Origin of the sequence: Pantoea sp. CFSAN033090 (assembly GCF_001264395.1) — a bacterium.
Taxonomy (GTDB): Bacteria; Pseudomonadota; Gammaproteobacteria; order Enterobacterales; family Enterobacteriaceae; genus Pantoea; species Pantoea agglomerans.
Genome location: NZ_LGYX01000007.1, coordinates 37,789 through 59,200 on the forward strand (window position 1 = coordinate 37,789; position 21,412 = coordinate 59,200).

Consider the following 21,412-nt stretch of genomic DNA (forward strand, 5'->3'; position numbering starts at 1 on the left):
CTCAACGTCGTCGTCTCACCTGGTAAGTGTCCGTGCTGCTCTCGCGGCAAAGTGTGACACGTCGCGCATTATTACAGGCTGTCTGCCGAAAGCCAGCTTTTGATCGTCTCTCTACCCCATGCTGAGACGAAAAAAAGGGGCGAATCATCGCCCCTTATTCATGCCTGCAAGGTGAAGAATCAGACCGCGGTCTGGAAAATCACACCATCAGCTTTGTCGGTGTACTGCGTCAGCTGGTCGAAGTTGAGATAGCGATACGTGTCGCTGGCCGTTTTATCGACCTGCGCCATGAATTGCTGATACTCATCCGGCGTTGGCAGTTTGCCAAGCAGAGACGCGACCGCAGCCAGCTCCGCTGACGCCAGGTAGACGTTAGCGCCGTTACCCAGACGGTTCGGGAAGTTACGGGTCGAGGTAGAGACCACCGTCGAACCATCTGCAACACGTGCCTGGTTACCCATGCAGAGTGAACAGCCCGGGATCTCGATACGCGCACCGCTTTTGCCGAATACGCTGTAGTAGCCCTCTTCGGTCAGCTGTGCCGCATCCATCTTGGTTGGCGGTGCCACCCACAGACGGGTTGGCAGCTGGCCTTTGTGGCTATCCAGCAGTTTACCCGCAGCACGGAAGTGACCAATGTTGGTCATGCATGAGCCGATAAACACTTCGTCGATCTTCTCACCCTGAACGTCAGAGAGCAGACGTGCATCGTCCGGATCGTTTGGCGCACAGAGGATTGGCTCTTTGATTTCAGCCAGATCGATTTCGATCACGGCGGCATATTCAGCATCGGCATCCGGCTCAAGCAACTGAGGATCGGCCAGCCATTTCTCCATACCTTCAATGCGACGCTCCAGCGTACGACGATCGCCGTAGCCTTCTGCGATCATCCACTTCAGCAGCACGATGTTAGAGCTGAGGTATTCGATAATCGGCGCTTTATCCAGCTTGATGGTACAGCCCGCAGCGGAACGTTCTGCTGACGCATCGGACAGCTCAAACGCCTGCTCGACTTTCAGATCCGGCAGACCTTCAATCTCCAGGATGCGACCAGAGAAGATGTTTTTCTTACCTTTCTTCTCAACGGTCAGCAGACCCTGTTTGATGGCATACAGCGGAATGGCGTGAACCAGATCGCGCAGGGTAATGCCTGGCTCCATCTTACCTTTGAAGCGCACCAGAACCGATTCCGGCATGTCGAGCGGCATTACGCCAGTCGCGGCGGCAAACGCCACCAGGCCTGAACCCGCCGGGAAAGAGATGCCGATAGGGAAACGGGTGTGCGAGTCACCACCGGTACCAACGGTATCCGGCAGTAGCATACGGTTCAGCCAGCTGTGGATAATGCCGTCACCCGGACGCAGTGACACACCACCGCGGTTCATGATGAAGTCTGGCAGCGTATGGTGCGTGCTCACATCCACCGGCTTAGGATACGCGGCGGTGTGACAGAACGACTGCATCACCAGATCGGTCGAGAAGCCCAGGCAAGCCAGATCTTTCAGCTCGTCACGGGTCATCGGGCCGGTGGTATCCTGCGAGCCAACCGAGGTCATCTTAGGTTCGCAATAGGCACCCGGACGAACACCGGTTACGCCACAGGCGCGGCCAACCATTTTCTGCGCCAGCGAGAAACCACGGGTGCTCTCCGCGACATCTTTCGCCTGACGGAATACGGTGCTGTGCGGCAGACCCAGCGACTCGCGCGCTTTGGTGGTCAGACCGCGACCGATGATCAGCGGAATACGGCCACCGGCGCGCACTTCGTCAATCACTACTTCGGTTTTGAGCTCGAAGCTGGCCAGCAGCTCATTGGTTTCGTGGTTGCGGACTTCGCCTTTGAATGGATAGATGTCGATCACATCGCCCATGTTCAGGTTATTTACGTCCACTTCAATGGGCAGTGCGCCCGCATCTTCCATGGTGTTGAAGAAGATGGGTGCAATTTTGCTGCCCAGCACCACGCCGCCGCCTTTTTTATTTGGCACGTTCGGGATGTCGTCGCCCATAAACCACAGCACCGAGTTGGTGGCGGATTTACGTGAAGAACCGGTTCCGACAACATCACCGACATACGCCAGCGGGAAGCCTTTGGTCTTCAGAGCTTCGATCTGTTTGATCGGGCCGATATTGCCCACTTCATCAGGCTCAATGCCTTCACGGGCATTTTTCAGCATCGCCAGGGCGTGCAGAGGAATGTCTGGACGTGACCAGGCATCCTGGGCCGGAGAGAGATCGTCGGTGTTGGTTTCGCCAGTGACTTTAAACACGGTAACCGTGATCTTCTCTGCCAGTTCAGGCCGTGACAGATACCATTCCGCATCTGCCCAGGATTGCATCACCTGCTTCGCGTATTCATTACCCGCTTTCGCTTTCTCTTCGACATCATAGAAGTTGTCGAACATCAGCAGCGTGTGTGAAAGGGCTTTCGCGGCAATCGGAGCCAGTTTGCTATCGTCCAGCGCCTCAATCAGCGGATGAATATTGTAACCGCCCTGCATGGTGCCAAGCAGTTCAACCGCTTTTTCAGAAGATATCAGAGGAGAGGTTGCTTCGCCTTTGGCGACAGCCGCCAGGAAACCGGCTTTGACATACGCCGCTTCATCGACGCCAGGTGGGACGCGGTTGACCAATAAATCGATCAAAAATTCTTCTTCACCCGCAGGTGGATTTTTTAGCAGTTCAACCAGCGCGGCCATTTGGGAAGCCTCTAAAGGCTTAGGTACAATTCCCTGGGCAGCACGCTCGGCAACGTGCTTACGGTATTCTTCTAGCACGACGTTATCCTCGCTCTCATTATGTAGGGCTTTCCGACCACCTTGCTCACTTATGGAGAACAATCTTCCCTTTCTCGTCCAGGTTGAGGTGCCCGGTTTCGCGGAGGGCAGAATAGCAGTATTTCGTCTGTTTGTTAATCTGTTTACAAAAATACAACATAATCCACTACGGCCATTCTGCCCGCTCAACTCCCTGCATCAGCCAGCTGAGTCGGCTGAATGGATCTCTCTGCAGCGTACCGCATTCCACACAAATGGCTGCAGGTTTATGTCAGTTTTGCCGTGGCTTTAGCGAAGTGATTCAGGGAAATAGATAACTGGCAGGAATAGAAGCCGGCGTGTTTATGGGGTAAAGCGGAGGTGAGCTCAGGAGGATAACAACACCAGGCCGGAAATCAGCCTGATGCAACTGAAACCGAATTCGTCCTGCTGATTACTACTGATAAAACCCTGGTCGGTAAATCTCTTTTTCATTCTCGCAAGTTACACGTCAGAAGCTACAAGACAGAAACTGCTATTCAGAAGAGGTCGTCATGACCTCTTCTGTGCATGTTTAATTTTTCAGATTTTCCGGAAAATTGGCGGGCAACTGGTCAGGCGGACAGTCGATCACGCTTTCGTTATTTGCACCCACATCACGGATTACGGTCAGCGTCGCGAACTCATCAATCACTTCGGTTGGATAAGCCGGACCCGCTTCGCGGAATTTTGCCATCTCTTCCAGATGATCATTCTGGAAGCAGACGGTTTTTTCCGGATTATTCATTACCCAGCGCGGGAAGAAGATGGTGCCGTGGAAAATTTTATCAGCCAGATTAACGGCCAGGCTGACATCGGTTCCGGTTGGTTCAGTCCAGGAAACTTTATAGACATCCTGCGCCAGACGGACGACATAGACATGCTGATTTTTAACCCAGCGATTACCGACCATACCGCTGTGAATACGATAGTCGATGGTGCTGGCATTTTTAATGTAGAGCTCGTAATTCCAGCCGTTGTCATAAGTGTAAACCAGATGTTTGCCGACGATGCCAGACAGGTCATGTTTATCGAAAGTGCTCATGGTTAATTCCTCATTTGTTTTCCTTGAGGAGATTATTGCGCGTTACAAAACCGATGAATAACGCTATTTTTAGCACTAAATAATTTAATTTTTAGATGAGTGAGCATGTACAAGACAACACTCGAACAGTGGTATCTGCTCGAAGCAGTAGTGAATGAGGGGAGTTTTGCGCTGGCAGCGGAGAAGAACAATCGCAGCCAGTCCTCACTGAGTTATCAGCTGAGCCTGTTACAGCAGCGGCTGGGTTTGACCCTGCTTCAGCAGGAGGGCCGCCGCGCTGTCCTGAGTGCAGAGGGACATCAGTTGCTGGCACAGGTGCGTCCGCTGCTGGAGGGATTCGGCGCGCTTGAGGCGCAGGCCAGTGCACTGCAACGCGGCGAGCGTTCGCGCATCGATCTGATGGTCGATGCGACTCTGCCCAAACCCTTGCTATTCGATGTGCTTCAGACCTTTCAGCAACGCTATCCGCATGTCCGCATCTGGTTTAGCGAAATCGTCCGAAGCGAAACGCCTGACAGACTGGCGGAAAATCAGGCTGATCTCTGGCTGGTAGCACAATATGGCGACACGCCGTTAGCAGGCGAAAGCCTGATGAGTGTCGATTTCGTCGCCGTCGCCCATCGCGACCACCCGCTGCACCGCGAATCCGCCCCGCTTAGTGCTGCTACGCTGGCACGCTGGCCCTGCATTACCATTCTGGATCGTCAGCAACAGCAGCAGTCGGAGGTCAATGGCGATCAGGCGGAGAACTGGTCATTCACGACGCTGTCGGCAGCCATTGAAGCGGTCCAGCATCAGTTAGGTTATGGCTGGCTGCCGGAACAGAATATCGCCGCGCTGTTAGAGAGCGGTGAGCTCCGTCCCCTGCCGCTGCTGCAGGGCCGCCGACGCAGTAGTTCGCTGGTGATGTATATCAATGAAGAGAGACTGCCCGGCAACAGCGCCATTGCTGCACTGGCACAGATGTTTATTGAACGGGTGGCTGCATGGGAGATGCGTGGTTAGATGAAGGTTAGCTTGCTGCCTAATCTTCTGAGAATTTGACTGTCAGAGTGCCACCGTCCAGCATCCCATATTGTGTTTACCGGGTGTACTGGAAACAGTGAAAGGGATAAGCCAGACCTTAGCCGAACCCTGAATTTTAGCATCCAGGAAGGTTATGCCCTGCTGATCTGCAGCCCTCTTCGCTTCCTCCCGGGAGCGCCACCTATCCTGATTTTTAAGCCAGGAGACCCGGTAATTTTGTCATAACAGTCGAATTGCTTTGTGATGAGTTTCGGGAATGGCAGAAAAGCACGCTCGTACTTATAGTCAGTTAACCCGGGAGACTGCATCAGCGCACTGTCTGATGAGCAGCGCCTGCGTTTCATTAAATTTGTTAAGCCCTGTAGTGCAGGGCTTTACGTTGCCGAGCCGTTTTCTGACATCAAAATCAGTGACGGATCTGTGAAAGTTCATCTTCTGAGAGACCGGTCATTTTCATGACGGTGTTACGGTCGATGCCGTTCTGCAGCATAGTGCGGGCAACCTCGAGTTTGCCTTCATTTCGGCCTTTCTCGATTCCACGCTGTTCACCAAGCTGAATACCTTTCTCGATGCCCTTCTGCTCCAGCTGCTGTGCGATGGTCATAAGTGCGTCTCCGTGTTGCGGCACTCGCTGTGCCAGTTCGCGCACGAAGGCTTCGGAGTCAGCCGACTCGCCTGCCTGCAGTAAATAGTGTATCAGCGCTGTTACCTGGGGTGAAGAAAGATAATCAGCCATCAGTAACGTGGCCAGCCGATCGGTGAGAGTCGCGATGTCACGCTGATGAATGTGCTTCTGTAACAGCGTCAGCGCCGCCATGCTGCGGTGCCCCATGATTTCCTCATCCGGGATCACCGTGACATCCACCAGTGGAAAGGCGCTGCCATAGAGGTTTTCCGCCAGCGAAGGGTCTTCAAATTCGTCGAGCCAGCGTGTTGAATACGGATAAGGGCTGCGTTTGCCGGTATAGAACAGTACCGGTATAACCAGCGGCAGCTGCTTATGGCCCGCTTCAAGGTGGCGGTGCATAGCCGCCACAGCGTATCGCATCAGCCTGAATGCCATATGCCTGTCCGGCGTAGACTGATGCTCAACCAGGACGTGTATGTACCCATCCCCGTTACTGGTCTTCAGGCTGTAGAGGATATCGCTGAAATACTGGCGAAGATCGTCTTCAACGAACGAACCGGATTCAAGTTTCAGGGTGCTGAGGTCGCATATAGCGCGCAGTTCGGCGGGCAGATGCAGTTCCATGAAGTCGCGGGCAATGTCCGGCTGTGAGAGAAACTGCCGGAAAGTGGCATCGTGAGGTGTGGGAGTGCTGTTCTTTTTTTTCATCGGGCCTGACTCTGATATTCACATTCGTAGGGGATTACAGGCCAGATGTCTGGCCACCTCCATCATCAATGCGGTTTATCCCCGCTAGCGCGGGGAACACTCTTAATGTATGTGGCTGTAAAATATGATGATTTTACCCTCATAAAAAAATCACCACTAAATTCACGTATTTAAAGATCAGTAACTCACTGATTTGTAAGAGTCAGGAAGAGAATCAGCTGCAGTCCATCCAGATTCACCGGAATATGCATTCTTACGCCGGTTTTATCAATCTGGATAAAAGCATCATCAAAGACATCAACCTGACCATACGTGAGAAAGATCATGGCAACGGCTTAAGGGGTAAAAACTCATAAACGGTGCCTTTTGATTCCTCTGCCACCAATAAATTTAGCTATCACGCGGACTTACTTTTGAGGCCTGTTAATCGGAGCAGTAATACGCTCAAGCGCTACCTGAGCCAGAAAGCCCGAGCGACTTTTGTATTCGGGGTGTGAAGCCACACAACGATCAATCCGATCAATTAACGACCTGGGTAAAGTGACATTGATTTTTTCAGAGCCGCCCAGCAAGCGAATGACATCTACATCAACCAATGCCCAGATATAACCCTGATATTCAGGATTCGTGGCCAGAGTCTCAATGGTGGACACGGCAGGGATCTCATGACCGAGTTCTACACATAATTCGATATGCCCTGTGATAGCCTCTTTGGCGTTTTTAATGGCTTCATCAAGAGTATCCCCGGCAGAGAAACACCCTGGTAAATCGGGAACGATTACGCCGTATGCGTGTTCGTGATCACCCGCTTCAATCGCGATTGGATAAAACATATTCATACCTCTACGGGCAAGCGGGATTAAATTCTCGCTTGTTTCCTGATGCTCTTTACCGTACCGATCGGTAAGTCTTTTTTAGGATGGGGTACTGTAACCAGCCCCGGTTTTGTCGGATGTGTGAAATGGTGATGGCTACCGTTTATCCCTGTCAGAACCCAGCCATCAGCCTTCATTTCGGAAATTAACGTGCTGCTATCCATCCCTGTGTCCTGTCGCGTCCCGATGAAAGCACGATAACTCTAATAACTCTCACAGGCAACGTTTTCAGGGTTATTGGGGTTACCTTTAGTCTTAACCCAAATCGATTCTTGCCATACAGCACCAGAATCCAGGCGAAAAAAAAGCCCCCATAACGGGAGCTTTCTTCTTTAGTAGCAGAAAGTTATTTCTTCTTCGCTTTCGCGTTAGGCAGATCGGTGATGCTGCCTTCGAAGATTTCTGCCGCCAGACCGACTGACTCATGCAGGGTCGGGTGAGCGTGGATGGTCAGCGCAATATCTTCCGCATCACAACCCATCTCAATCGCCAGACCGATTTCGCCTAACAGCTCGCCGCCGTTAGTACCGACAATCGCGCCACCAATAATCCGGTGCGTCTCTTTGTCGAAAATCAGTTTGGTCATACCGTCTGCACAATCAGAAGCGATAGCACGGCCTGAGGCTGCCCACGGGAAGGTGGAGGTCTCGTAGCTGATGCCCTTCTCTTTCGCTTCTTTCTCGGTCAGACCGACCCAGGCAACTTCTGGCTCAGTATAGGCAATTGAAGGGATCACTTTCGGATCGAAGTAGTGCTTCAGACCGGAGATCACTTCTGCCGCCACGTGGCCTTCGTGCACGCCTTTGTGCGCCAGCATTGGCTGACCGACGATGTCGCCGATAGCATAGATGTGTGGCACGTTGGTGCGCATCTGCTTGTCGACGCGAATGAAGCCGCGATCGTCCACTTCCACGCCCGCTTTACCGGCATCCAGACCTTTACCGTTCGGCACACGACCGATCGCCACCAGCACCGCGTCATAACGCTGCGCTTCGCCTGGTGCTTTTTTACCTTCCATTGAAACGTAAATGCCATCGTCTTTTGCTTCAACGGCGGTCACTTTGGTTTCCAGCATCAGGTTAAATTTCTTGCTGATTTTCTTGGTAAAGACTTTCACCACGTCTTTATCCGCAGCCGGGATAACCTGGTCGAACATCTCAACCACATCAATCTCTGAACCCAGCGCATGATAAACCGTCGCCATTTCCAGACCGATGATGCCGCCGCCCATTACCAGCAAGCGCTTCGGCACTTCTTTCAGTTCCAGCGCATCGGTAGAGTCCCAGACACGTGGATCTTCATGTGGAATGAATGGCAGTTCGATTGGACGTGAACCCGCAGCGATAATGGCATTATCGAAGTTGATGGTGGTCGCGCCGCCTTCTCCTTCAACCACCAGGGTGTTAGCACCGGTGAATTTGCCAAGGCCGTTAACCACGGTGACTTTACGACCTTTTGCCATTCCTGACAGGCCGCCAGTCAACTGGTTGATAACCTTCTCTTTCCAGCTGCGAATCTTGTTGATATCAGTAGATGGCTGGCCAAACACAATGCCGTGCTCTTCAAGGGCTTTCGCCTCTTCAATCACTTTAGCAACGTGCAGCAGCGCTTTAGATGGGATACAACCGACGTTCAGACAAACACCACCCAGGGTGCTGTAACGCTCTACCAGTACGGTTTCCAGACCTAAATCCGCACAACGGAAGGCTGCAGAGTAACCTGCAGGACCTGCCCCAAGTACTACGACCTGGGTTTTAATCTCTGTACTCATCATGACCTCTTAATTGATATCCGGCGGGTCAGACTTTCTTATAATGCCCTTGTTCCACCGGGACTTTCACCGCAAGAGTTTACAGAATTGTTAACAAACTGCCAACCGCGGCGCGACGAATCGTTACAGGAAGGCCGGCTTCCGCCGGCCTTCTTTACATTTACATAACTAAACGACGAATGTCAGACAACATATTGCCGATGATGGTGATGAATCGCGCACCATCAGCACCGTCGATTACGCGGTGGTCGAAGGAGAGAGAAATCGGCATCATCAGACGCGGAGTAAACTCTTTACCGTTCCACACCGGCTCCATCGCCGATTTAGAGACACCCAGGATAGCCACTTCCGGCGCGTTCACGATCGGGGCGAAGTGCGTGGTGCCCAGGCCGCCCAGGCTGGAGATGGTGAAACATCCGCCCTGCATGTCACCCGCTGTCAGCTTACCGTCACGCGCTTTCTTCGAAATCGCCATCAGTTCACGAGACAGCTCGGTGATGCCTTTCTTGTTCACGTCTTTGAAGACCGGAACCACCAGGCCATTTGGCGTATCAACCGCCACACCGATGTTGATATATTTTTTCAGCGTCAGTTTCTGCGCATCTTCAGACAGCGAGCTGTTGAAGCGTGGCATCTGCTCAAGCGCCGCCGCGACCGCTTTCATGATGAACACCACCGGGGTGTACTTCACATCCAGCTTACGCTTCTCTGCTTCAGCATTCTGCTGCTTACGGAAGGCTTCCAGATCGGTGATATCGGTTTTGTCGAAATGCGTAACGTGCGGGATCATTACCCAGTTACGGCTCAGGTTCGCGCCAGAAATTTTCTGGATACGACCCAGTTCGACTTCTTCGATTTCGCCAAATTTACTGAAATCAACTTTCGGCCATGGCAGCATGCCTGGCAGACCGCCGCCGCTGGCTGCAGCTGGTGCTGCTTCAGCGCGTTTCACGGCCTCTTTCACGTAAGTCTGCACGTCTTCTTTCAGAATGCGACCTTTACGGCCGGTGCCTTTGACTTTCGCCAGGTTAACACCGAACTCGCGCGCCAGGCGACGGATCACCGGGGTAGCGTGAACGTAAGCGTCGTTCTCTGCGAACTCACCTTTGCTTTCCGCTTTAGCTGGAGCGGGTGCCGCGGCTTTAGCTTCAGATTTGGCAGCAGGAGCCGGTGCGGCTTCCTGTTTCGCGGCCGCAGGGGCAGCCGGAGCAGCACCTTCGACTTCGAACACCATGATAAGTGAGCCGGTGCTGACTTTATCGCCGGTCGCCACTTTCAACTCTTTGACGGTACCTGCAAACGGCGCAGGCACTTCCATAGAGGCTTTGTCGCCTTCAACCACAATCAGTGACTGCTCAGCTTCAACTTTGTCGCCGACTTTGACCAGGATCTCGGTAACTTCAACTTCATCACCGCCGATATCCGGAACGTTAACGTCTTTTGCGCCTGCAGCCGCGGCAGGTGCCGATGCCGCTTCTTCTTTCACTTCTGGCTTCGCGTCAGAGGCCGGTGCTGCGCCTTCTGCTTCAAAGACCATGATGGCTGAACCGGTGCTGACTTTGTCGCCGGTGGAAATAGTGATCTCTTTGACCACGCCCGCGAACGGAGCCGGGACTTCCATCGACGCTTTATCGCCTTCCACCACAATCAGTGACTGCTCGGCTTCGACTTTGTCGCCAACCTTAACCAGAATCTCAGTGACTTCAACTTCGTCACCGCCGATATCCGGCACAGCCACTTCTTTGCTGGCAGTGGCCGCAGCAGCGGCTGGCGCTGGCGCCGCGTCCGCTTTTTTCTCTTCGGCGGCGGCAGGTGCTGCTTCCGCAGCGCCTTCAGCATCAAACACCATGATCAGTGAGCCGGTTTCAACTTTGTCACCGGTAGAGATTTTGATCTCTTTCACTACGCCAGCCTGCGGCGACGGCACTTCCATTGAGGCTTTGTCGCCTTCCACGGTGATCAGCGACTGCTCGGCTTCCACCTTGTCGCCAACTTTCACCAGAATCTCGGTGACTTCAACTTCGTCAGACCCGATATCCGGTACCTTAATTTCGATAGCCATTACTCTATTACCTCTTAAGCCAGACGCGGGTTAACTTTATCGGCATCGATATTGAATCGGGTGATCGCGTCGGCCACCACTTTCTTCTCGATCTCGCCGCGTTTAGCCAGCTCACCCAGCGCGGCAACCACCACATAAGATGCATCAACTTCAAAGTGATGACGCAGGTTCTCACGGCTGTCAGAGCGACCAAAGCCATCGGTACCCAGCACGCGATAATCGCTGGCCGGGACATAGCTACGAACCTGCTCAGCGAACAGTTTCATGTAGTCGGTTGAGGCGACAGCAGGTGCGTCGTTCATCACCTGAGCGATGTAAGGTACGCGCGCTTCTTCTGTCGGATGCAGCATGTTCCAGCGCTCACAATCCTGGCCATCACGTGCCAGTTCAGTGAACGAGGTGACGCTGTAGACATCAGAGCCGATACCGTAATCTTTCGCCAGGATCTGCGCAGCTTCACGCACATGACGCAGGATAGAACCTGAGCCCAGCAGCTGCACTTTGCCTTTGCTGCCGTCTACCGTTTCCAGTTTGTAGATACCCTTACGGATACCCTCTTCTGCACCAGCGGGCATTGCTGGCATATGGTAGTTTTCGTTCAGCGTGGTGATGTAGTAGTAAACGTTCTCCTGCGCTTCGCCATACATACGCACCAGACCGTCATGCATGATGACAGCCACTTCATAGGCGTAAGAAGGATCGTAGGAGATACAGTTCGGGATAGTCAGCGACTGAATGTGGCTGTGACCATCTTCATGCTGCAGACCTTCGCCGTTCAGGGTAGTACGACCTGAGGTGCCGCCGACCAGGAAGCCGCGCGCCTGTTGGTCGCCCGCCAGCCACATCAGATCGCCGATACGCTGGAAGCCGAACATCGAGTAATAGATGTAGAACGGGATCATCGGCAGGTTGTTGGTGCTGTAAGAGGTCGCCGCAGCCAGCCAGGATGAACCTGCGCCCAGCTCGTTGATCCCTTCCTGCAGAATCTGGCCTTTCTCGTCTTCTTTGTAGTAAGCAACCTGCTCGCGGTCCTGCGGAGTGTACTGCTGACCGTTCGGGCTGTAGATACCAATCTGACGGAACAGACCTTCCATACCAAAGGTGCGCGCTTCATCGGCGAGGATCGGAACCAGGCGATCTTTGATCGACTTGTTCTTCAGCATCACATTCAGGGCACGTACAAAGGCGATGGTGGTTGAGATCTCTTTGTTCTGCTCATCCAGCAGCGCACTGAACTCTTCGAGTGCTGGCATTTCCAGCTTTTCAGTGAACTTCGGCTGACGTGTTGGCAGGTAGCCGCCTAACTTCTCACGCTGACCGTGCAGATACGTGTGCTCTTCAGAGCCCTTTTCAAAGGTCACGTACGGCAGTGATTCAATTTTGTCATCTGCAACTGGCACGTTGAAGCGATCACGGATATAGCGCACGCCATCCATGTTCATCTTCTTCACCTGGTGGGCAATGTTTTTGCCTTCCGCGGTGTCGCCCATACCATAACCTTTGATGGTATGCGCCAGGATCAGTACTGGCTTGCCTTTGGTGTCCTGCGCTTTTTTCAGTGCCGCGTAGATTTTCTTCGGATCGTGGCCGCCACGGTTCAATGCCCAGATTTCATCATCGGACAGATCTTTAACCAGCGCGGCGGTTTCCGGATATTTACCAAAGAAGTGCTCACGCACATAGGCACCATCACGGGATTTGAAGGTCTGGTAATCGCCGTCGACGGTTTCGTTCATCAGCTGAATCAGCTTGCCGCTGGTATCTTTGCGCAGCAGCTCATCCCAGCGACCGCCCCAGATGACCTTGATCACTTCCCAGCCAGCGCCGGCAAAGATGCCTTCCAGCTCGTTGATGATCTTGCCATTACCGGTCACCGGGCCATCCAGACGCTGCAGGTTGCAGTTGATGATGAAGACCAGGTTATCCAGTTTTTCACGGGTCGCGATGGTGATCGCGCCTTTGGATTCTGGCTCATCCATCTCACCGTCACCCAGGAAGGCGTAAACGGTCTGAGCAGAGGTATCTTTCAGGCCACGGTGTTCCAGATACTTCAGGAACTTCGCCTGGTAGATAGCCGACAGCGGACCCAGACCCATTGATACGGTCGGGAACTGCCAGAATTCCGGCATTAATTTCGGGTGCGGGTAAGAAGAGAGGCCTTTACCGTCAACTTCCTGACGGAAGTTATTCATCTGGTCTTCGGTCAGACGACCTTCAAGGAACGCACGGGCATAGATGCCGGGAGAGATGTGGCCCTGGAAATAGACCAGATCGCCGCCATCCTTCTCACTGCGCGCGCGGAAGAAGTGGTTGAAGCACACTTCATAAATCGTCGCAGAAGACTGGAAGGAGGACATGTGGCCGCCGAGTTCCAGATCTTTCTTCGATGCGCGCAGCACCGACATGATGGCGTTCCAGCGAATTGCGGAACGGATACGACGTTCAAGAGAGGTATTGCCCGGATAATCGGGTTCATCTTCAACGGCAATAGAGTTGATGTAGTTGCTGATTGCAGAAGATCCTGCAGCCACGTTTACGCCGCCTTTGCGGGCTGCACCCAGTACCTGATCAATCAGATACTGTGCACGTTCAACACCTTCTTCACGGATGACCGATTCGATCGCCTGTAGCCAGTCACGAGTTTCAATCGGATCCACGTCATTGTGTAAACGTTCTGACATGGGTGTGTTCCTTATCTGTGTCTAATACGTTGAATAATCGGGAGCCTGTTAAAGCAGATGCAGGCAGGCTCGTCGCACATGTCCGTACGATCTTTGTCGCACGTTATTCCTTACGTTGCTGTAAACGACGCAGGGAGCGTTCTCGACGGCTCTGCTCCCGACTTCTGTCCAGCAAGATTTCCTCTATGAACGCCAAGTGACGGTGTGAAGCCTCGCGCGCTTTTTCTGGCTCACGAGCCACAATCGCCTCAAAGATTCTGGCGCGGTGACCGCTCACTTTTGCCAGCATTTCCCGGCGCGAGTAGAGCAATTCGAAATTCTGGCGAACGTTTTGTTCCAGCATAGGGCCCATTGAGCGTAGCAAATGTAAAAGCACAACATTATGGGCCGCTTCTGTGACAGCGATCTGATACTGCATCACTGCGTCCGCTTCGGCGTCTAAATCGCCGCTGTCCTGCGCCTGCTGGATATTCACATGGCAGTCGCGAATGCGCAGCAGGTCTTCCTCTGTGCCGCGCAGCGCCGCGTAATAGGCGGCGATGCCTTCTAAGGCATGGCGCGTTTCCAGCAGATCAAACTGTGATTCCGGATGGTCGGCGAGAAGCTCAACGAGTGGATCGCTTAAGCTTTGCCAGAGATTCTCCTGCACGAACGTTCCGCCACCCTGTCGGCGCAGCAATAATCCTTTGGCTTCTAAGCGCTGGATCGCTTCGCGGAGAGACGGACGTGAGACATCGAATTGTTTGGCGAGTTCGCGCTCAGGCAGCAGCTTCTCTCCCGGACGCAGGGTCCCTTCCATAATCAGCGATTCGAGCTGTTGCTCGATAGCGTCGGAGAGCTTAGGTTGGCGAATCTTACTGTAAGCCATCATCCCTTCTTATTAAGCCAATCGTCCGGAGTAAATTGGTAATACCAATTGAAAAGAGGTGCCGGTAAAGTAACAAAGTATTCACCTTGTGTCTATATGGTGTCTGCGACATTCACCTGCCCCCAAAGCCTGTGCTGGCGCTAACTTGCGGTTAAAAAAATGAAAAATTCGCGTTACCGCAAATGTTAAATAATTTCACTTTTACCAAACCTTACACCCGCTTAGCGCGTTAGCGCAGCGGCAGACATAAGTGAAAGCTATTCGTCATTAACGGAATTTCATGGCAGAAGTTGCTGTGGGCAGACGTGACCAGGACGGCGTTTTTTCAGTCAACTCTCAGCACGAAAGGCGAAAGCAGGTGCAAAGCGATTCGCTTATCACTATTCTTGTCGCCAGGGTAGCAGATGGCACTATTCAGCACGCCAGATACCGTAAAATAATCAATACGTTATTGTAACTACTTCATTACAGCGTCCTGCGCTGCGAACGAAGAATAAAAACATCACGAGGTTTGTATGGAACAACAGCAAGGCGAAGCGCTGAAACGTGGTCTCAAGAACCGCCATATTCAGCTCATCGCGCTGGGTGGTGCAGTGGGAACCGGCCTGTTTCTGGGCAGTGCATCGGTCATTGAATCCGCCGGACCGGCCGTAATTCTGGGCTATGCGATTGCCGGTTTTATTGCCTTTTTAATCATGCGTCAGTTAGGCGAAATGGTCGTGGAAGAGCCGGTCGCCGGCAGCTTCAGCCACTTCGCGTATAAATACTGGGGCAACTTTGCAGGCTTCGCCTCAGGCTGGAACTACTGGGTGCTCTATGTGCTGGTCGCCATGGCGGAACTCACCGCCGTTGGCAAATATGTCCAGTTCTGGTGGCCAGACTTTCCGACCTGGGCTTCGGCTGCCATCTTCTTCGTGATGATTAACGCTATCAACCTGACCAACGTGAAAGTGTTTGGTGAGATGGAGTTCTGGTTCGCCATCGTTAAAGTGGTTGCGGTGATTGGCATGATCCTGTTCGGAGGCTGGTTGCTGTTCAGCGGACACGCGGGTCCGCAGGCTACCGTGCGCAACCTGTGGGAACAGGGCGGATTTTTCCCGCATGGCATCGGCGGTCTGGTGATGGTCATGGCGATTATCATGTTCTCGTTTGGTGGCCTTGAGCTGGTGGGTATCACCGCCGCTGAAGCGGATAACCCGGAAGTGAGCATTCCAAAAGCGACCAACCAGGTGCTGTGGCGTATTCTGATTTTCTACATTGGTTCGCTGGCGGTGCTGCTGTCACTGATGCCGTGGACGCGTGTCACGTCAGAAGTCAGCCCGTTTGTCTTTATCTTCCACGAGCTGGGCGATGCCATGGTGGCGAATGCGCTCAACGTGGTCATCCTGACAGCGGCGCTGTCGGTCTATAACAGCTGCGTTTACTGTAACAGCCGTATGCTGTTTGGTCTGGCACAGCAGGGTAATGCGCCAAAAGCGCTGCTGAAAGTCGATCGTCGCGGTGTGCCGGTGTTAACGATTCTGGTCTCTGCTGTCGCCACTGCGCTCTGTGTGCTGATCAACTATCTGATGCCGGGTGAAGCGTTTGGTCTGCTGATGTCGCTGGTCGTCTCTGCGCTGGTGATCAACTGGGCGATGATCAGCCTGGCGCACCTTAAGTTCCGTCGTAAGAAAGATAAGCAGGGCGTAACCACGCGCTTTAAAGCGCTGCTCTATCCGGCCGGTAACTGGATTTGCCTGATTTTCCTGGCGGCGATTCTGGTACTGATGGCGACCACGCCGGGCATGGCGATCTCTGTCTGGCTGATTCCGGTCTGGCTGGTGATTCTGGGCGTGGGTTACTTTATCAAGAACCAGACACAGAAAGCCTGATGCTTTACCACGTGCTGCGACCTCCTGCGGGGTTGCAGCACGTCACTCACGCCCTCCTGCCCGTCTCAACTGCCCCGATCCAGTTCACACTTCTCTCCCCGCAACTGTTTTGTCCATCTTCATAACGAATTACTCCCGTTCATCTCGCTGATTTCCTGCCAATAATTCCTGTTCACACTGGATGCGCAGGAGAAAACCATGAAAGGTACAGCCCTCCCGTTTCGGGAAAAACTGGGATATGGCATGGGCGATGCCGGATGCAACATGATTGGCGGTGCCATCATGCTGTTCCTGAACTACTTCTATACCGACGTTTTCGGCCTGGCCCCGGCGCTGGTGGGGACCCTGCTGCTCTCGGTCAGAGTGCTCGATGCGGTAACCGATCCGATTATGGGCGCGATCGCCGATCGCACCCAGAGCCGCTGGGGCCGTTTTCGTCCCTGGCTGCTGTGGGTTTCCGTGCCTTATGTGGTGTTCAGCGTTTTGATGTTCACCACGCCAGACTGGACCTACCACAACAAGGTGATCTGGGCCTTCGTCACCTACTTCCTGATGTCGCTGACCTACACGGCGATTAACATCCCTTACTGCTCTCTGGGCGGCGTGATTACCAACGATCCTGGTGAGCGCGTCTCCTGCCAGTCTTATCGCTTTGTCATGGTCGGCATCGCCACGCTGATACTCTCTCTGTCACTGCTGCCGATGGCAGAGTGGTTTGGTGGCGAAGACAAAGCGCGCGGCTACCAGATGGCGATGGCGGTACTGGCAACCATTGGCCTGGCGATGTTTCTGTTCTGCTTTGCCACGGTACGTGAACGTATCCGCCCTGCCGTGCCGAGCAATGATGACCTGAAAAAAGATCTGCGTGACGTCTGGAAGAATGACCAGTGGGTACGCATTCTCCTGCTGACCTTCTGTAACGTCTGTCCCGGCTTCATCCGCATGGCGGCCACCATGTATTACGTGACCTGGGTCATGGGCCAGTCAACGCACTTCGCCACGCTGTTTATCAGCCTGGGTGTGATTGGCATGATGGTCGGCAGCACGCTGGCGAAACTACTCACCGATCGCTGGTGCAAACTCAAAGTCTTCTTCTGGACCAATATCGCGCTGGCACTCTTCTCCAGCGGGTTCTACTGGATCGATCCTCATGCCACCGTGATGGTCGTGGTCGCCTACTTTGTGCTGAATATCCTGCATCAGATCCCCTCTCCGCTGCACTGGTCACTGATGGCCGATGTGGATGACTACGGCGAATGGAAAACCGGCAAACGCATCACCGGCATCAGCTTCTCCGGCAACCTGTTCTTCCTCAAGGTGGGACTGGCGGTTGCCGGTGCGATGGTCGGCTTTCTGCTGTCGATCTATGGCTACAATGCAGGTGCTAAGCAGCAGTCACCTGAGGCGATTAACGGCATCATGCTGCTGTTCACCATTATTCCGGGTGTCGGCTATCTGATTACCGCCGGTGTGGTACGACTGATGAAGGTCGACCGCAAAATGATGATTACCATCCAGCAGGATCTCGCGCTGCGCCGCGAAAACTTCCATGAGTTACACACCGTTCGCCTGCGCGACGGTGTTGTCACGCCAACCGGAGATGTTAAATGACCGCAATCTTGCCGAATCCTTTTATCGAGCAGCGTGCCGACCCCTTTATCCTGCGCCATGAACAGTTCTATTACTTTGTAGCATCGGTGCCAGAGTATGACCGGCTGGAGATCCGTCGCGCCACGACGCTGGCTGGCCTGCGCAGCGCCGAGCCGGTAGTCGTCTGGCGCAAGCCCGAGAGCGGCCCCTTTAGCGAGTTAATCTGGGCACCTGAGCTGCACTACATTGACGGACAGTGGGTCATCTATTTCGCGGCAGCACCGACGCGTGAAATCAAAGAGGGACTGTTTCAGCACCGGATGTATGCGCTGGTGTGTGAGGCGGAAGATCCGCTGCAGGGGGAATGGCAGCCCTGCCGCCGGGTCTTCAGCCAGTTCGACAGCTTCTCACTGGATGCCACCCACTTCGTGCATCAGGGTAAAAACTGGTATCTCTGGGCGCAGAAAGATCCATTGATTCCCGGCAACTCTAACCTCTATCTGGCTGAGTTGCTTAATCCCTGGACGCTGAAAGGCACGCCGGTGATGCTGAGCCGGCCAGAATATGAGTGGGAGTGCGCAGGCTTTAGCGTTAATGAAGGACCGGCGGTTATCCGTCACGGGGATCGGCTGTTTGTGACCTACTCTGCCAGCGCCACCGATGAGAATTACTGTCTGGGAATACTGTCGATTGCTGCTGATGCCGATCCGCTTGATGTTGCCGCATGGCAAAAGTCTGCACGTCCGGTATTTGTCTCCAGCTGGGACAACCATCAGTATGGGCCGGGTCACAACAGTTTTACCCAGGATGAGGCGGGACGCGACGTGCTGGTGTACCACGCACGTAACTACACTGAAATTGAAGGCGATCCGTTATGGGATCCGAACCGCCATACACGACTGAAATATTTCAGCTGGCGGGAAGATGGCACGCCTGATTTCGGCGTGCCGCCTGCCGATTACACCAGCGTGCCGTAAATCGTCAGCAACGCGACAGCGACCACCAGTACCAGTGAGGTACGTTTCGCTAACGCCACGGCAACCCGTGGCGTTTCGACTTTATCGGTGTGCGGATCGCGTGACAGTGAGAACTGCGCCAGAGTCGTCAGCACCTGATACTGAGAACGATGCCGATCGGTCAGCGAAGCAAACCAGGCAGGCAGCGCTTTCTCGCCATGACCCAGCAGGGCGTAAGCCACACCCGCCAGCCGCGCCGGGATCCAGTCGAGAAGATGCAGAATGGCATCCACGCCAGATTGTGAACGCGCCATCGGTGTTCCATGCTTTGCCAGCCAGCCTTGCCAGGCCCGCAGAAAAGCGTAACCCACCAGCAGCACTGGCCCCCATGGACCGCCCGCCACCAGCCAGAACATTGGCGCAAGGTAGAAACGGAAGTTTATCCAGATCAGGGCATTCTGCAGTTCACGCAGGAACTCGCGCTCGCTGCATTCCACCGGCACGCCATGAATCAGCGTCAGTTCAGCCGCCATCGCCTGATGCGCAGCGTCGTCATCATGACTGGCCGCTTTCAGGTAGCTGTGGTAGTGCTGTCGCACCGACCCGGCACCGATACAGAGCAGTCCGGCAACAATCCAGAAGAGCAGTTGCAGCACGCCAAACAGCAGCCCTTTCAGACTCCAGATCACCAGCGCGGTCAGCGCCATCGCCAGCACGGTCATCAGCAGGGTACGCATCATTGAAAAATGGTGGCGCTGGCGAAAGATCGGCTCCAGCCGGTGTTCGAGTTGCCAGTGCTCGCCCAGTTTAAACAGGCGCTCCCAGCCTAAAACCAACAACAAGGTAAACAACGTCATACTGACTCCGCAAAAATCAGGATTTTTGCTGCGTTAACAGCTGTTTGTAGTAGTCCCAGTCAAAAGCAGGTCCGGGATCGGTTTTGCGTACCGGTGCGATGTCACTGTGCCCCGTGATACGTGCAGGCGTTAACGGGTAGTGTTGCAGCAGTAATTGCGTCACCTGCTGCAAGGCCCGATATTGCGCCTCGCTATAAGGCTCACTGTCTGTCCCTTCCAGCTCGATGCCTATGGAGAAGTCGTTGCAGTTCTCACGTCCTTCGAACTGCGAAATGCCTGCATGCCAGGCGCGTTTATCAAAGGGGACATACTGCACGATCTCCCCGTCACGGCGAATCAGGCAGTGTGCCGCCACTTTCAGCGCGGCGATATCCGCAAAATAGGGATGGGCATCGGGCGGTAAGGTGCCGGTGAACAGTTTATCGATCCATGGCCCGCCAAATTCACCGGGTGGCAGGCTGATATTGTGGATCACCAGCAGTGAAGGTGCCTCATTATCAGGGCGTTCGTTGCAATGCGGCGACGGCACATGACGCACGCGGGTCAGCCAGCCTTGTTTGATTTTCATAGCGGTTTTCCTTATTTCACTGGCTGAGAATAGCATGAATAATAAAGGATTCTTGCTTCTTAGTGTGCCGGTCTGATGACATTCACGCACTGCGTGTTAAGGATACTAAACAAAATGCTATCTGTTGCTGGAACCGAATGGCGGTTCAGGCTATTGTGACCGCCTCTGTCATTCCCCTTTCAGGAGTAAAACGCCTATGTCATCCCGTGGTTATGATCCCGACAGCCGTCGTCAGGCGCTGATTAAACGCATTGAAAGTGACATTCCGGATAGTGTTGCGCTGGCGTTAAAAGAGGATCTCGGAGGCAAGATCGACGCTGACCGCGATATCACCGCGCAGCTGTTACCCGCCGATACCCAGGCCGATGCGCAGGTCATCACCCGCGAAGCCGGTGTTTTCTGTGGTAAACGCTGGGTTGAAGAGGTGTTCATTCAGCTCGGCTCACACGCGACCCTGATCTGGCATGTCGAAGATGGTGATCAGATCGAGGCTGACCAGCTGCTGTTTGAAATCGAGGGGCCTGCCCGGCTGCTGCTTACCGCCGAGCGAACGGCGCTTAATTTTGTGCAGACGCTCTCAGGCGTTGCTACCGAAGTCAGCCGCTATGTCGCGCTGCTGGCGGGAAGCCAGACGCAACTGCTGGACACGCGTAAAACCCTGCCCGGACTGCGGACTGCGCTGAAATATGCCGTGTTGTGCGGCGGTGGCAGCAACCATCGGCTGGGCCTCTCTGACGCTTATCTCATCAAAGAGAACCATATTATTGCCAGCGGTTCGATTCGGCAGGCAGTGGAAAGAGCGCAATGGTTGCAGCCCGATGTGCCGGTTGAAGTTGAGGTGGAATCGCTGGAGGAGTTACGTCAGGCGCTGGAAGCGGAAGCCGATATCGTGATGCTGGATAACTTCAGCCTGGAAGCGATGCGTGCCGCCGTCGAACTTAATCAGGGTCGGGCGTTGCTGGAGGTCTCCGGTAACGTCACCGAAACTACCCTGCCACAGATCGCCCTGACCGGCGTGGACTATGTTTCGGTTGGCGCGCTAACCAAACATGTGCGGGCGCTGGATCTCTCGATGCGCTTTAAACAAAAATAGCCTGCCTCGCCGTCACTC

The 21,412-nt window shown here is 54.0% G+C and carries 16 protein-coding genes and 1 pseudogene; 5 read left to right on the top strand and 12 right to left on the bottom strand.

Annotation, left to right across the window (positions count from 1 at the left end; translation table 11 throughout):
• Nucleotides 1–179: 179 nt before the first annotated feature.
• Both acnB and AFL22_RS07080 read right to left on the bottom strand, forming a co-directional pair.
• A complete protein-coding gene (gene acnB, locus AFL22_RS07075) occupies nucleotides 180–2,777 on the bottom strand; it encodes a bifunctional aconitate hydratase 2/2-methylisocitrate dehydratase (protein ID WP_010253968.1) in 2,598 nt (865 codons plus the stop codon).
• Nucleotides 2,778–3,330: 553 nt separating this feature from the next.
• The gene (locus tag AFL22_RS07080; protein WP_052271105.1) at nucleotides 3,331–3,840 is read right to left on the bottom strand and encodes a phenolic acid decarboxylase; all 510 of its coding nucleotides are present in this window, start codon (nucleotides 3,838–3,840) and stop codon (nucleotides 3,331–3,333) included.
• Between the two features lie 105 nt (nucleotides 3,841–3,945).
• Here AFL22_RS07080 and AFL22_RS07085 point away from each other — a divergent pair, with 105 nt between their 5' ends.
• On the top strand, nucleotides 3,946–4,845 hold the full coding sequence (locus AFL22_RS07085; RefSeq protein WP_052271106.1) for a LysR family transcriptional regulator: 900 nt from the start codon (nucleotides 3,946–3,948) through the stop codon (nucleotides 4,843–4,845).
• A 427-nt stretch (nucleotides 4,846–5,272) separates the two neighbouring features.
• On the opposite strand, the gene AFL22_RS07090 is transcribed toward AFL22_RS07085, so the two are convergent.
• From AFL22_RS07090 to pdhR, 8 genes and pseudogenes are all read right to left on the bottom strand, one after another.
• Nucleotides 5,273–6,202 carry an Rpn family recombination-promoting nuclease/putative transposase gene (locus AFL22_RS07090; protein ID WP_033770970.1) on the bottom strand — a complete coding sequence of 310 codons (930 nt, stop codon included), beginning with the start codon at nucleotides 6,200–6,202 and terminating at the stop codon, nucleotides 5,273–5,275.
• A gap of 236 nt (nucleotides 6,203–6,438) precedes the next feature.
• Nucleotides 6,439–6,528, bottom strand: a pseudogene (locus AFL22_RS24455) (CRISPR-associated protein Cas1); the annotation flags it as partial.
• Nucleotides 6,529–6,609: 81 nt separating this feature from the next.
• Nucleotides 6,610–7,035 carry a type II toxin-antitoxin system HicB family antitoxin gene (locus tag AFL22_RS07100; protein ID WP_033756573.1) on the bottom strand — a complete coding sequence of 142 codons (426 nt, stop codon included), beginning with the start codon at nucleotides 7,033–7,035 and terminating at the stop codon, nucleotides 6,610–6,612.
• Between the two features lie 26 nt (nucleotides 7,036–7,061).
• Nucleotides 7,062–7,241, bottom strand: coding sequence for a type II toxin-antitoxin system HicA family toxin (locus tag AFL22_RS23230; RefSeq protein ID WP_010253953.1), 180 nt, complete (start codon nucleotides 7,239–7,241; stop codon nucleotides 7,062–7,064).
• A gap of 182 nt (nucleotides 7,242–7,423) precedes the next feature.
• Nucleotides 7,424–8,848: a dihydrolipoyl dehydrogenase gene (gene lpdA, locus AFL22_RS07105; RefSeq protein WP_010253950.1), complete on the bottom strand. Its 1,425-nt coding sequence runs from the start codon at nucleotides 8,846–8,848 to the stop codon at nucleotides 7,424–7,426.
• A gap of 160 nt (nucleotides 8,849–9,008) precedes the next feature.
• Nucleotides 9,009–10,910, bottom strand: a complete 1,902-nt coding sequence (gene aceF, locus AFL22_RS07110) for a pyruvate dehydrogenase complex dihydrolipoyllysine-residue acetyltransferase (protein ID WP_010671838.1) — start codon at nucleotides 10,908–10,910, stop codon at nucleotides 9,009–9,011.
• Nucleotides 10,911–10,924: 14 nt separating this feature from the next.
• Entirely contained in the window at nucleotides 10,925–13,591 is a 2,667-nt protein-coding gene (gene aceE / locus AFL22_RS07115; protein ID WP_010253944.1) for a pyruvate dehydrogenase (acetyl-transferring), homodimeric type, read from the bottom strand.
• A 103-nt stretch (nucleotides 13,592–13,694) separates the two neighbouring features.
• A complete protein-coding gene (gene pdhR / locus AFL22_RS07120) occupies nucleotides 13,695–14,459 on the bottom strand; it encodes a pyruvate dehydrogenase complex transcriptional repressor PdhR (RefSeq protein ID WP_010253942.1) in 765 nt (254 codons plus the stop codon).
• A 515-nt stretch (nucleotides 14,460–14,974) separates the two neighbouring features.
• On the opposite strand from pdhR, the gene aroP reads away from it, so the two are divergent.
• The 3 genes from aroP to AFL22_RS07135 all read left to right on the top strand — a co-directional run bounded on the left by aroP (nucleotide 14,975) and on the right by AFL22_RS07135 (nucleotide 18,897).
• Entirely contained in the window at nucleotides 14,975–16,330 is a 1,356-nt protein-coding gene (gene aroP, locus AFL22_RS07125; RefSeq protein WP_033756570.1) for an aromatic amino acid transporter AroP, read from the top strand.
• Nucleotides 16,331–16,528: 198 nt separating this feature from the next.
• Nucleotides 16,529–17,941: an MFS transporter gene (locus AFL22_RS07130; RefSeq protein ID WP_010671837.1), complete on the top strand. Its 1,413-nt coding sequence runs from the start codon at nucleotides 16,529–16,531 to the stop codon at nucleotides 17,939–17,941.
• The gene (locus tag AFL22_RS07135; RefSeq protein ID WP_033780588.1) at nucleotides 17,938–18,897 is read left to right on the top strand and encodes a family 43 glycosylhydrolase; all 960 of its coding nucleotides are present in this window, start codon (nucleotides 17,938–17,940) and stop codon (nucleotides 18,895–18,897) included. The genes AFL22_RS07130 and AFL22_RS07135 overlap by 4 nt, the downstream gene beginning before the upstream one ends.
• On the opposite strand, the gene ampE is transcribed toward AFL22_RS07135, so the two are convergent.
• Entirely contained in the window at nucleotides 18,879–19,733 is an 855-nt protein-coding gene (gene ampE, locus AFL22_RS07140; protein ID WP_010253930.1) for a beta-lactamase regulator AmpE, read from the bottom strand. The genes AFL22_RS07135 and ampE overlap by 19 nt on opposite strands.
• Before the next feature lie 16 nt (nucleotides 19,734–19,749).
• Entirely contained in the window at nucleotides 19,750–20,301 is a 552-nt protein-coding gene (ampD, locus tag AFL22_RS07145; protein ID WP_010671836.1) for a 1,6-anhydro-N-acetylmuramyl-L-alanine amidase AmpD, read from the bottom strand.
• A 196-nt stretch (nucleotides 20,302–20,497) separates the two neighbouring features.
• Between ampD and nadC the strand changes: the two genes are divergently transcribed.
• Nucleotides 20,498–21,394: a carboxylating nicotinate-nucleotide diphosphorylase gene (gene nadC / locus AFL22_RS07150; RefSeq protein WP_052271108.1), complete on the top strand. Its 897-nt coding sequence runs from the start codon at nucleotides 20,498–20,500 to the stop codon at nucleotides 21,392–21,394.
• Nucleotides 21,395–21,412: the final 18 nt, after the last annotated feature.